The sequence below is a fragment of the Vibrio sp. D420a genome, assembly GCF_030248625.1.
In the GTDB taxonomy this organism is placed as follows: Bacteria; Pseudomonadota; Gammaproteobacteria; order Enterobacterales; family Vibrionaceae; genus Vibrio; species Vibrio fortis_A.
Genome location: NZ_JAHGAN010000014.1, coordinates 12,163 through 26,092, shown reverse-complemented (window position 1 = coordinate 26,092; position 13,930 = coordinate 12,163). Strand labels below are relative to the sequence as shown.

The 13,930-nt window shown below is 46.2% G+C and carries 7 protein-coding genes and 1 pseudogene; all 8 read right to left on the bottom strand.

Annotated elements, in window-relative coordinates; all coding sequences use genetic code 11:
- Positions 1–135 precede the first annotated feature (135 nt).
- On the bottom strand, positions 136–1,152 hold the full coding sequence (locus KI743_RS11250) for a Fe(3+) ABC transporter substrate-binding protein (protein ID WP_032551510.1): 1,017 nt from the start codon (positions 1,150–1,152) through the stop codon (positions 136–138).
- Positions 1,153–1,297: 145 nt separating this feature from the next.
- Positions 1,298–2,527 carry an ammonium transporter gene (locus KI743_RS11245; RefSeq protein ID WP_032551509.1) on the bottom strand — a complete coding sequence of 410 codons (1,230 nt, stop codon included), beginning with the start codon at positions 2,525–2,527 and terminating at the stop codon, positions 1,298–1,300.
- A gap of 25 nt (positions 2,528–2,552) precedes the next feature.
- Positions 2,553–2,891, bottom strand: coding sequence for a P-II family nitrogen regulator (gene glnK / locus KI743_RS11240; RefSeq protein ID WP_004738200.1), 339 nt, complete (start codon positions 2,889–2,891; stop codon positions 2,553–2,555).
- Between the two features lie 213 nt (positions 2,892–3,104).
- Positions 3,105–3,473 (bottom strand): YacL family protein, encoded by a 369-nt coding sequence (locus tag KI743_RS11235; protein ID WP_032551508.1) that lies wholly within the window; start codon positions 3,471–3,473, stop codon positions 3,105–3,107.
- A gap of 282 nt (positions 3,474–3,755) precedes the next feature.
- Positions 3,756–6,344 (bottom strand): bifunctional aconitate hydratase 2/2-methylisocitrate dehydratase, encoded by a 2,589-nt coding sequence (gene acnB, locus KI743_RS11230; protein ID WP_285466454.1) that lies wholly within the window; start codon positions 6,342–6,344, stop codon positions 3,756–3,758.
- Between the two features lie 272 nt (positions 6,345–6,616).
- A pseudogene (locus KI743_RS11225) lies at positions 6,617–8,830 on the bottom strand (patatin-like phospholipase family protein); the annotation flags it as partial.
- Between the two features lie 157 nt (positions 8,831–8,987).
- Entirely contained in the window at positions 8,988–11,405 is a 2,418-nt protein-coding gene (mrcB, locus tag KI743_RS11220; protein ID WP_285466453.1) for a penicillin-binding protein 1B, read from the bottom strand.
- On the bottom strand, positions 11,402–13,840 hold the full coding sequence (hrpB, locus tag KI743_RS11215; RefSeq protein WP_373417829.1) for an ATP-dependent helicase HrpB: 2,439 nt from the start codon (positions 13,838–13,840) through the stop codon (positions 11,402–11,404). The genes mrcB and hrpB overlap by 4 nt, the downstream gene beginning before the upstream one ends.
- Between the last annotated feature and the right edge of the window lie 90 nt (positions 13,841–13,930).

Here is a 13,930-nt window from a genome sequence, read left to right as displayed (position 1 = left end):
AAGCTCAGAACTCACCAGTTCTAGGCGTTGCTTTGTATCAAAAAGTGACTTGCTTAAAAACAAAACAACCCCAAGTCCATAAAGTAGGAACTTGAGGTTGTTAATCAATCTAGGCCGCAGCCTACATCAATGAAATTAAAGGTCGAATTTAACTTCATCTAGAAGTTTGATTGCCGCTTCGTGGTGGTTAGCAATCTCGTCTAGAGAAATTGTATCTGCTTTGAACTCACCCCAAGAAGCTACAAGCTCAGATGGTTTAACATCAGCTTTTACTGGGTATTCGTAGTTCACTTCAGCGTACATACCTTGTGCAGTGTTACCTGCTAGGAATTCCATTAGCTTAACAGCGTTCTCTTTGTTTGGAGAGTATTTCGCCATTGCCATACCAGAGATGTTTACGTGAGTACCAGTCGTCTCTTGGTTAGGGAAGTTGATGTAAACAGCATCAGCCCAAGCTTTTTGCTCTTTATCGTTAACCATCTTACCTAGGTAGTAGCTGTTACCAAGAGAAACGTCACATAGACCTTCTTTGATAGCTTTAACTTGTGCACGGTCGTTACCTTGAGGCTTACGAGCTAGGTTTGCTTTAACGCCTTCTAGCCACTCTTTAGTTTCAGCTTCGCCTTTATGAGCGATCATAGAAGAAACTAGAGATACGTTGTAAGGGTGCTTACCGCTACGAGTACAGATTTTGCCTTTAAATTCTGGCTTAGCTAAGTCTGCGTAAGTGAAATCTTCACCTAGACGGCCAACACGGTCACGTGAAGAGTAAACGCTACGCGTACGAGTTGTTAGAGCAAACCATTCGTTATCAGTATCTTGGTACTGAGCTGGGATGTTCTTCTCTAGTACGTCGCTCTCAACAGATTGAACTAGACCTTGCTTAGTTAGCTCAGATAGACGGCTGATATCCACAGTTAGGATAACGTCAGCTGGGCTGTACTCGCCTTCTTGAGCTAGCTTCTCTGCTAGACCTTTCTTCGCGAACTTAACGTTTACTTTAATACCAGTTTCTTTCGTGAACTCGTTGAACATTGGCTCAACAAGGAAAGGTTGACGGTAAGAGTATACGTTCACTTCTTCTGCCGCGATTGCAGCTGTAGGTGCGATAGTTGCACAAGCTAGAGCAGAAAGAGTTAGCAGTTTTTTCATTGGTTCAGTCCTTTAACTTCGTAATGATAACGTTTATCAGTTGCGTTATTATATTCATCATAATTTAGAAAACAATGATGAAGAACAAAAAAACCTGCTCATCCGAGCAGGTTTCAAGTAGGTTAAATGTAAATATTTGTAAATGTTACTTCACAGATACGAACTCTGGGTAAGCACCAACACCACAGTCGTGCATATCCATACCTTCTAGCTCTTCGTCTTCGCTTACACGGATACCGATTGTTGCTTTTAGGATTGCCCATACCGCTAGACTTGCACCAAATACCCAAGCAAAGATTACTGCAGCACCGAATAGTTGAGCACCAAATGTTGCGTCGGCGTTGCTTAGTGGCACAGCCATCAGACCGAAGAAACCACACACACCGTGCACTGAGATAGCACCTACTGGATCATCAATCTTAGCTTTGTCCAGAGCGATGATGCTGAATACTACTAGTGCACCAGAAACTGAACCGATAGCGACTGCAAATAGAGGTGATGGAGACAGTGGATCCGCTGTGATAGCCACTAGGCCAGCCAACGCACCGTTCAATACCATTGTTAGGTCTGCTTTACCCCAAGTTGTCTTACACACTAGTAGTGCTGCGATTGCACCTGCTGCTGCTGCTGCGTTTGTGTTTAGGAAGATTTGACCTACTGCTGTCGCGTTTTCAAAGTCCGATACCATTAGCTGAGAACCGCCGTTGAAGCCGAACCAACCGAACCATAGGATGAATGTACCTAATGTTGCTAGTGGCATGTTTGAACCAGGAATTGGGTAAATTTCACCGTTTTTACCGTATTTACCTTTACGAGCACCCAGTAGAAGTACGCCAGCTAGAGCTGCTGCTGCACCTGCCATGTGTACGATACCTGAACCTGCAAAGTCACTAAAGCCAGCTTCAGATAGGAAACCGCCGCCCCATGTCCAATAACCTTCCATTGGGTAGATGAACGCTGTCAGAACTACAGAGAAGATTAGGAATGACCATAGCTTCATACGCTCAGCAACCGCACCAGATACGACTGACATTGCTGTTGCAACGAATACTACTTGGAAGAAGAAGTCAGATTCTAGAGAGTGATCCGCACCTTCACCTTGCGTACCAATTAGTGCACCAAAAGATGGCAACCAACCGCCTTCGCCGTTATCGACATACATGATGTTGTAACCAACAACTAGGTACGTCGTACATGCAATCGCATACAAACAAACGTTTTTAGTTAGGATTTCAGTGGTGTTCTTTGAACGTACAAGACCAGCCTCAAGCATTGCAAAGCCTGCCGCCATCCACATTACCAACGCACCTGAAATGAGGAAGAAAAAAGTGTCTAGTGCGTAACGTAATTCCGTTACTGTTGTTAAAAGTTCCATATTAAATTCTCCAGTCCTTGAATTCTTAAAGTGCTTCTGCGTCCATTTCGCCTGTACGGATACGTACTGCTTGGCTCAGGTCGTACACAAAAATCTTACCGTCACCGATTTTTCCGGTGTGAGCCGCTTGGCTAATCGCTTCAACAACACGGTCCACGTTTTCTGCTTGAGTCGCGATTTCTAGTTTTACTTTTGGAAGGAAATCAACTTGATATTCCGCACCGCGGTACAGTTCCGTGTGGCCTTTTTGACGACCAAAACCTTTAACTTCTGATACAGTCATACCTTCGATACCGACATCAGATAGCGCTTCTCTCACATCGTCTAATTTGAATGGTTTCACTATGGCATTGATGAGTTTCATAATCGTTCCTTAGATTTTTCACTTAGTCCGTTAATACTCTTTCTATAATCCAAGTAGCGTGCCAAAAAGTTAAATTATTGATATTAAATAAATTTTACTTTATACACCTCCAATAAAGGAAAAGGTCGCACCATAATGGTGCGACCTTTTCACTATCTTAATGCGCTGGTATCAAATTGCTCTATATTTGGGCAATGCGCTCAATTGGGTATTCTACAATCCTAAAAAATCTACCCAGCGCTCCATCAGCAACTCAAAATCATCAATTCCACAAACCGATAAGCTTTCACTGTTGTAAAAGTCGAATTCGCTGCCCTCTTCCATTTCATACTCATGGCCGAGGACATTCTCTTGAACCGTTACTTCATCTTCATTGATCGATAACGTGATCTCTTTACCTACCATTGAAAGCTCATTGCTAAAGTTAGTACGTGACTCTTCAACAAGTGCTAACACCTGATCGATTTTACTTTTGTCTTTGCCAATCTCTTCTTGAAGCCAACGTCCAACGATTTCGTGCCCCATGCTGCATTTCACGTAGTACTCACCCATCAAAGTGTTTCTTGTAAATTCGAATTCCATAGTGGCTCCACGCAATAACTGCAGACAGGGTTAAAAATGAGGCGAGAGTATATAGCGAAGTAATCAATAGATCGAGGGGCTCGTCACCCAGCATTCAGACATAAAAAAACGCCTACCGAAGTAGACGCTCTATCATTTGGGTTCCTCTAAATAGTTGGAGTGGCAGCTAGGCGACAAGTACGTTCATCCCTATGAGCATAGAAGCTCTATGCGATTAGGGCGGCCGGCGATCCGGTGAACGTACGCAGTCAACAACGCTGCCGCTACAAATATGACGAGGAACTAGGCTGGTTCTTGGAAAATAACCGTGTCCGCTTTTTCCGTGTACTGACCCATTTTATGGAAGTTCAGGTAACGGTATGTGTCAGCTGCCGTTGCATTAATCTTCTCAGCGTACTCTAGGTACTCTTCTTTCGTTGGGATACGACCTAGAATCGCACCTACAGCAGAAAGCTCAGCAGACGCTAGGTAAACGTTCGCACCTGTACCCAAACGGTTCGGGAAGTTACGAGTAGACGTAGACATTACTGTCGACTTGTCTGCAACACGTGCTTGGTTACCCATACATAGAGAACAACCCGGAGTTTCGATACGAACCCCTGCACGACCGAAGATGCCGTAGTAGCCTTCTTCTGTTAGCTGGTCTTTATCCATCTTAGTTGGCGGAGCCACCCATAGACGAGTGCTTAGCGAGCCGTTGAACTCTTCAAGCATCTTACCTGCAGCACGGAAGTGACCGATGTTGGTCATACAAGAACCGATGAACACTTCTTGGATCTCTGTGCCTTGAACGTCAGAAAGAAGACGAGCATCATCTGGATCGTTTGGTGCACATAGGATTGGTTGATCGATATCAGCAAGGTCGATTTCGATAACGTGAGCGTATTCAGCATCTGAATCAGCAGACAGCAACTCAGGATTCGCTAGCCACTCTTCCATTGCCGTAATACGACGCTCGATAGTACGAACATCGCCGTAGCCTTCAGCGATCATCCACTTCAGCATAACGATGTTTGATTTCAGGTACTCTTCGATAGACTCTTGAGACAGCTTAACAGTACAACCCGCTGCAGAACGCTCAGCAGACGCATCAGACAGCTCAAACGCTTGCTCAACAGATAGGTGTTCAACACCTTCGATTTCTAGTACGCGACCAGAGAATTCGTTGATCTTACCTGCTTTCTCTACTGTAAGTAGGCCTTGCTTGATGCCGTATAGAGGAATTGCATGTACTAGGTCACGTAGCGTGATACCTGGCTGCATTTCACCTTTAAAACGAACCAAGATAGATTCTGGCATATCAAGAGGCATAACACCTGTTGCTGCCGCGAATGCAACTAGACCAGAACCTGCAGGGAATGAGATACCTAGAGGGAAACGAGTATGCGAGTCACCACCTGTACCTACAGTATCAGGAAGAAGCATACGGTTTAGCCATGAGTGGATAACACCATCACCTGGGCGTAGTGAAACACCAGCACGGTTCATGATGAAATCAGGTAGTGTGTGGTGCGTGTTTACGTCAACTGGTTTCGGGTATGCCGATGTGTGACAGAAAGACTGCATCACTAGGTCAGCTGAGAAGCCAAGACATGCAAGGTCTTTAAGCTCATCACGCGTCATAGGACCTGTTGTATCTTGAGAACCTACTGTTGTCATCTTAGGCTCACAGTATTGACCTGCGCGAACACCTTCAACACCACATGCTTTACCAACCATCTTCTGAGCTAGCGTGTAGCCCTTGTCAGATGCCGATGGATCAACTGGCTTAGCAAACAGATCTGTCTCTTCTAGGCCAAGAGAAGTACGAGCACGGCTAGTTAGGCCACGACCGATGATTAGTGGAATACGACCACCAGCACGAACTTCATCAAGCAGTACTTTGCTCAGCTCAAAGCTAGAGATCTCTTCACCATTTTTACGTACAACGCCTTCGTATGGGAAAATGTCGATAACATCGCCCATATTCATGTTCTGTACGTCTAGTTCGATAGGTAGTGCACCAGAGTCTTCCATTGTGTTGTAGAAGATTGGCGCGATCTTACCACCCAGACAAACACCGCCAGTACGCTTGTTTGGTACATATGGGATATCTTCACCCATGAACCATAGTACTGAGTTCGTCGCAGACTTACGTGAAGAACCTGTACCTACAACATCACCTACGTAAGCGAGTGGGATACCATCTTTTTGCAGTTCTTCAATCTGAGCGATTGGGCCAACAGTGCCGGGTTGATCAGGGTTGATGCCGTCACGTTCCATCTTCAGCATCGCTTTGGCGTGTACTGGAATGTCTGGACGAGACCATGCATCAGGAGCTGGAGATAGGTCATCGGTGTTCGTTTCACCAGTGACTTTAAATACTTTTACTGTGATTTTTTCAGCAACTTTCTCTTTCGAAGTAAACCAATCAGCGTCTGCCCAAGATTGAAGTACTTGTTGTGCTGAAGCATTACCTTCCTTGGCCTTCTCTTCTACATCATAGAAAGCATCAAACATCAGTAACGTGTGAGATAGTGCTTTAACAGCAATAGGAGCAAGTTCAGCATCATCAAGAAGTGAAATCAACGACTCGATGTTGTAACCACCTTGCATAGTACCTAGCAGCTCTGCCGCTTTCTCTTTGCTAACAAGTGGTGATTCTACTTCACCTTTGGTGATAGCAGTTAAGAAGCCCGCTTTTACGTAAGCAGCTTCATCTACACCTGGTGGAATGCGATTTTCTAGTAGGTCAAGAATGAACTCTTCTTCACCTTGAGGTGGGTTCTTTAGAAGTTCAACTAGGCCAGCAACCTGCTCGGCATCTAGTGGTTTTGGAACAACTCCTTCGGCAGCACGTTCTTCGACGTGTTTACGGTAGGCTTCAAGCACGACTTTTTTCCTCTCATTGCGGTCCACCACCTTCCTTCATAATTGTTAGTAAAATAAAGCGGTGAACATCCTTGGAAACTTGGCTCTCCATTGCCATTTTCGTCATTCAATTTGTATTGATGATCGGCATCAGAGAGGCCAAACTGTGGGCGGTATAGTAGCAAATTTAACGATTAATTAAAATCTTATCATTTTGACCAACATAGCAAGTTAAGACGAAAGTCCCACTATTTTTGCCTAATTAGTCGCCAGTATCGCTATTTTTCGCATGGTTATTTATATGACGTTCCGATAATAAGGTAAACAGAATCGTAGTTATCTTCTGTCATACCATACGCCAAAATAATTGGCCCAATCGGAGAGTCGACCCCTGCAAACAGCGAGCCTGCGGTGTACAGCGGCGCTTCATGAATTTTCAAGTCATTGTTCGACCAAACACCACCGTGTTCAATGGATGCGCCCAGATAGAACGGGGATTCAAACAAGCCGAAATCATTCTCAAACCATTTATAGCGATACACTAAACTGGTGAACGCCAGGTTTTGACCAAGTAAGCTATTACGTGGAATACCAGAAAGGTTTAAGAAACCTCCCAGTTGTTTCGGGTCGATTGGAAAAATGGAATTTTTACTTTCAACAATACCGTAATCGAGCTTTGCGACTAAAGTATGGCGTTTGTAGCTCTGTGCGGCCATTAGATTAGCTGAGAACTCATAAACGGTATCGCTGCTCTGAACAAGATTGGGATCAGAGATAACGGTATCAGAATCAAATTCATCATGAGAGACAAGGTATTCTAAATCAACGAAATAACCTTCTGTAGGAAGACTGAAGTTATCTAAGGTATCAAGACGATAACTCATAAAGCCACCGATTCGCTCGTAAGAGCCACCGCCAAGCGAAGGCAGTGAAGATACTTCGACTTCACCGTCGGTATAACGCCCACCAAATTTAAACTCCTGCCACAAAGTTGGCTGATAACCGAATGCAAGCTCACCAATGGTTTCCTTATATGTCATCGAAACAAAGTCTTGGGTTACATCTAAGGTCGGTTCCTCAATTTCATCGATGTTAGCGGGTAGGTTCCGCTTCTGGTTGGCATAGACAAATGATGCTGAGGTAAAAAGATTCTGATGTGAGAAAAACGGAGAAAACAGCTCAGCTTCAATGCGCTTATCGGTGCCCATCTCTAAGTTGGTTCTAAGCTCTGCACCATGTTGATTGATATCCGTAAAGTTTGCAGAAACACCAATGGAGTATTGGCTATCGGTAGCAAAGTCATCTTCTAAGAAAAAGCGGAAGTTAAGGTAGTTTGGCCCCCACTCTTTCTCGTTCACATCGACGACCAATTGATCGACACCATCAACATCATCGAATTGGTAGGTAATCAGTTCAAAGCGATCGAGCGCGTAGAGGTTTTGTACGCTGGTTTCAATTTGGCTGGTTTTCAAGACTTTCCCAGCTTCAAGGTTTAGGCGGTTCTCAATCAGCTTGTCGGAATAGTGGCTGTTATTGTTAATCACAACCTCATCAACCACAGTTTTATCACCGTGCTTAAGTTTACGGCGAGCTTGCTGCTTGCCTTCAACATAATCTTGATACTTGGCAGTACTCATTGAAAGGCCGCGAAGCTTGTCTTCAAACTGGTAGGCAACCTGATAACCCGCTTCATAAGCGCCGGGCATCTTATCAAACTCAGTGGTCTCCATCTGGCCAACATCAGGCTTAAGAAAGACGTCCTCTTCCGTTAAGGTTTCCGCCTGTTGTTGAGTGCTGCGACGTACCAAGTAGTTCGAAAGTTGATCAGCGACCGTGAAAAGGTTGGTGAACTCTTCTTCGCCTTTGTAGTTGGTGCTGATGTCTACTGCGATAACAATGTCCGCGCCCATCGCACGGGCAACATCAACTGGCATGTTGTTGATGACACCACCGTCGACCAGCATGCGGCCATCAACCTCATAAGGAGGTAAAGCGCCCGGTACGGACATACTCGACATCATTGCATCGACGAGCTGCCCTTTATCAATCACCACCTCTTCAAGTTCGATGATGTCTGTTGCGACAGAGCGATATGGGATAGCAAGATCATCAAAAGATTCAAATGGGGCTAGATTACCCGTTGTCTCACGCAGGATACGAAGCATATTCTGACCTTGTACGACACCCGTTGGTGCACGTACTTCTCCCCAACCTAAACCTAAATCCGTGGTCAGTTGGTAACGGTCTTCATACTCTTTGTCACGCACGCGTCGGTCGCTACGGTTTACACGGTCGCGATAGCCTTTGTTCCAATCAACAGAGTAGATAAAGCTTTCAATCTCGTCGGCACTCATGCCCGTTGCGTACAAGCCGCCTACATAGGCACCCATGCTGGTACCTGTGACGTAATCGACTGGAATGTGCATCTCTTCAAGTGCTTTCAGAACACCAATATGAGCTGCCCCCTTGGCTCCGCCACCAGCAAGAACCACGGCGATACTTGGGCGAGTTTTCTGCTCAACTTGCGTTTTGTCGGCTGGCTCAACCACATTTTCAGCCAAAACCTGCGAACACAACACAATTCCAACGACACCTAAACCACGACTCAGCCAACGAGAAATCATCATTTAAACTCTATCCTTGTCATCCATTTCTTATGCAACTTTACCACTCAAAAAGCTTCTTTAGCCACTGTTTTGGTTGGCTTTCACACCCCTTTTTAATGTCACCACGTTCATCCCAAACGGGTAACTGCACCGGCCCATCACAATTAAACTCTAGTGCACCAGAGTTCGTATTCACAAAATTAGCGGTAGCTATACCATTTGGCCAAGGCAAACGCAGCACTTCTGGGCCACGTTGTTTCAGGTAATCTGCGTAAACACGAAGAGCACCACTCGAACCGGTTAGTTTCGTTGGTTTATTATCATCACGACCTAACCAAATGGTGGTTACCTCACGGCCATCAACACCTACAAACCAACTATCACGGCTATCGTTACTGGTACCCGTTTTTCCTGCGAGGCCAGCCCAAGAGAACTGGCTCTGTAAGAATCGACCTGTCCCTTCTGATACACCTCGTTTCATCGCATAGGTGGTAAGCCATGCTGCTTGCTGCTCAACACTTTGTGACACACGAGGTATTGATTGATAAAGAACCTCACCATCGTTGTCTACCACTGAGCGTAATGCTGAGAGTGGCGCTTTTCTGCCTGAGTTAGTGACTGTTTGGTACATCTGCGCCACTTGAAAAGGTGTTAAAGAAAATGAGCCTAAGAACATCGATGGTACAGGGCGGATCTCACTTTTATCCACCCCAAGCTTTTCGATGGTATTCGACACAGAGTCAATGCCAAGCTGCATTCCTAGACGAACCGTCGGCACATTGTAAGACTTAGATAACGCCACATATAAAGGCACCTCGCCGCGGAATTTACGGTCAAAGTTTCGTGGGCTCCATACGCTTCCCTTACTGCCTTTCAAGCTCAGCGGCGTATCCATCAAGGTCGTCGCCAGTGTGTATTTATCCGGTTGCTGTAGTGCTGTTAGGTATACCGCAGGCTTGACTAATGAGCCGATCGGGCGGCTTGCATTCAATGCTCGGTTAAAACCGTCGTAGCCAGTGCGTTTACCACCGACCATGGCTCTTATCTCACCAGTATTACGGTCAACCGCAATCGCAGCAGCTTCTAGTTTATTGCCTGCAGTTTTAGCTAATTGAGGCACCTTGCGCGCGATGGAGCGTTCAAGCTCTTGCTGTGAGACAGGGTCTAGCGAAGTAAAGACTCGCAAGCCTTTTTGTGCTTCAAATCGGTCACCAACAAACTTCTTCAGTTCGATATTCACTTGCTGGAAGTAAGCAGGCTGACGGCTCGCGATACGTGGGTTGTCTTGAATATCAAGATCGCGACTGGCTGCCGCTTCATATTGGCTAGCACTCAAGATATCTTGTTGCATCATCAAACGCAGCACTAAATCACGTCGTGTTTTAGCACGCTCTGGGTAGCGAACTGGGTTGTAATACGATGGCCCTTTCACCATCCCCACCAGCAGTGCCAGTTGGTCGATTCTCAGCTCTTGAATTGGTTGCCCGAAATAGAGACGCGATGCCAAACCGAAACCGTGAATCGCCTCACCACCGTTCTGACCTAGATATACCTCATTAAGGTAAGCCTCAAGAATTTCATCTTTGCTGTATCGGTAGTCCAAAATCAGCGCGATATAGGCTTCACGAATCTTACGCCAAAGGGTGCGCTCACTCGATAAAAACAGGTTTTTCGCGAGCTGCTGTGTCAGTGTACTACCACCTTGTACAGTACGTCCGGCCTTGACGTTAACCACCATCGCACGAGCTATCGCTAATGGCGATACACCATCATGCTGATAGAAATCTCTATCTTCGGTCACGAGTAGAGCATCGACCATCACCTCAGGGAACTGGTTTCGCTTTAAGAAAAGACGTTGTTCATCGTTACTTTTCTCAAGCATGCCTAGCATCTTAGGTTCAATGCGCAAATAGCCCATGTCGCCTTTTTTCTCAAGCGACTGAATACGGGTTAACTCATTGCCATTAAAGTGCAACATCACATGACGGTCAGCTTCTGGGCCATCAACAAATTCAAATGGGCGACGTATCAGCTCAATCTTAGTTGAAGACGAAGAGTACTCCCCCGGGTGACGAGGAGCACTGACCTTACGGTAGTTGAGTACATCTAGCTCATTACGTACTTGCTGAATGCTGATTGGGGTACCCGGCGATAAATCTAATACTCGGGCATAAACCACTGTTGGTAGGTCAAAGAGTTGCCCTTCAAAACGCTGTTTCACCACAGTATCGAGATAAATGCCAACAAAGAGCAAGATCGCAGCGACAGCAAGGCCAGCTTTCCAAGCAAAGCCCCACAGCATTTTCAACCAACCACGATTGGCTTTGCTTCGCTTACTCGGCGTTCGCTTTTTTGCAGCTGCTCTCGGCTTTCTTGTTTTGGTTGACTTGTTTTGAGGCGACTTAGCTGTCGGTGACTTTTTCGCAGGTGCCTTTTTCGCTGGCCCCTTTTTTGGTGTAAACATTTTTATCATCATCGATTCAACTGTCGTTTGGTTTTGGTCGTCGCTACATGGTTAGCCGGGTCATCTGGCCAAGGGTGTTTAGGGTATCGACCTTTCATCTCTTTCTGAACTTCTTTATAAGCCCCAGCCCAAAAACCGGCTAAGTCTTGAGTGATTTGCAATGGCCTTTGTGCCGGTGAGAGTAACTCAAGTACGACTTTTTTACGCCCTTGAGCAATCAAAGGAGAATCTTGCTCACCAAACACTTCTTGCATTCGAACCGATATCACAGGTTCTGCATTTTCTTGATAACGAATAGATTTCTTACTCCCCGTAGGCATCACGTAGTGTGTAGGCAACCATTGGTCGATCTCTTGGTTTAATGGCCATCCCAGATACGCCATCAAAGCTTGCTCGACATTGACATTTTGCAGCCCTTTTACTGACTTCACGCCATTCAGGTACGGCATTAACCAGTCATCTAAGTTCGTCAACAAACTTTGCTCATCAGCCGCGGGCCATGCTTGTTCAGGCAGCCACTGCCCCGCACACAAAATACGCGCTTGGAGTTGCTTTGCTGCAGATGTCCAATTCAATATTTCCAGGCCTTTACGTCCTACATAGTTGAGCAGAGCTTCACTGATTTGCTCGCTACCCGGCTCAGGTAAGGCTTTGGTATTAACGACGAGCTGACCCAGACAAACTCGCTGTTCTGCCACTAAACGCCCTCGTTTATCATCCCAGTCAACATAATCGCGAGCCGTAAACATATCTGGAAAATGCTCTTCTAGACTCACGATATCGACTGCGGTGGCTAAGAATACTTGACTGGAGCGACCTGCACTTCTCATCAAATCAATAACCACTAAGTACTCACTATCCGCGAGTGGATCGTCATCGCGCACCTCTGCACCATGGCCATTGGCGAGCAAGAACTGATGATTCTGCTTACCGCGCGATTGAGCGATGCGATCAGGAAATGCGATACACAATGCCAAAGGCAGCAGCAATTCATCAACACTCTGTAGGTCAAATTTATGTTCTAATTTAGCCGCGAGCGCCTTCACACGCTGAGTCATGAAATGATTGCGTGCATGTTTCCCTTGTTTCAAGCGGAATAACGAATGCTGGACATCAGAAACACTACGTTCAGGCTCTTCAATCAACGCAGCGACAGCAATAGCAGCATTCAACAACTGACTACTGTGTTGCTTGGCTTTAATCAGCATGCTGGCAATCCGAGGGTCTAGCCCAAGTTGCTGCGCTTGCTTACCTTGCGCAGTAAATTGCCTACTATGATCCAAAAGCCCCAATTGCTGTAACAAGCTGCTCGCCTGCGCCAATGCCGCTTGAGGTGGAGTATCGAGCCATTGAAGCTCGTCAGCGCTTGCCGCTCCCCATTGAATCAACTCAGCCAGCAAGGAGGATAGATCGGAATGAAGAATTTCAGGAACAGGAACCAAGGGCTGTTGTTGCAATTGAGTTTCGCTGTACAAACGAACGCACAATCCTTCTTCAATACGCCCTGCACGGCCAGCTCTCTGCTCAGCCGAAGATTGAGATATTTTGACCTGTTCTAGCTTAGTAACACCGGTTTTCAAATCAAACTTCGCCACTCGTTCCAGCCCAGAATCAACCACCAAGCGGATCCCCTCAATCGTCAGCGAGGTCTCGGCGATATTGGTCGCCAACACCACTTTACGCTTACCTTTTTCAGCTGGCGAAATTGCTTTCTGTTGCTCTGCAAAACTCAACTGACCATACAGAGCAAATACATCCACATCACTACTCAAGTGTTGCAGTCGCTCTTGCACCTGCTTAATCGCCGAGACACCGGGCAGAAACGCCAGCAGTGAGCCTTGCTCTTTCTCCATCAGAGATTCGATTACTGTGGCCATTTTAGCAGGTAAGTAATCATTGGCTGCTAACGGTTGGTAACGGTACTCGACAGGAAACGAGCGTCCCTGTGATTCAATATATTCGGCCTCAGGTAACAGAGCTTTGAGAGTCGCTTGGTCGAGCGTCGCCGACATCACCACGATTTTGAGATCGTCTCTGAGCGCTTCTTGGATCTCCAAACTAAAGGCCAAAGAGGTGTCTGCATGAATAGTGCGCTCGTGAAACTCATCGAAGATCACCATATCGATTCCCGTGAGCTCTGGGTCGCTCTGAATCATACGGGTCATGATCCCCTCGGTAACAATCTCCAGACGAGTATTACTACTGGTTTTGTTCTCACCACGAACCCTAAAGCCAATCGTCTCACCTACCTTTTCACCCAACTGCTCAGCGAGATAACTGGCGATATTACGTGCAGCAAGGCATCTTGGTTCAAGCATCACTATCTTGCCACTTACCGCCTGAGACTTAACCAGTTGCAAAGGGAGGAACGTCGATTTACCAGCACCGGGGGCCGCTTTGAGAATAACTTGGGAGTGAGAACGAACGCCGGAGAGCAACTCGGGCATCACAGCTTCAATGGGCAGTTGTGACAATGGAAAGACCTTGTGGTGTAATGTTGCCAATATTGTACATAAAAACAGTTCTCTCTAAATAAG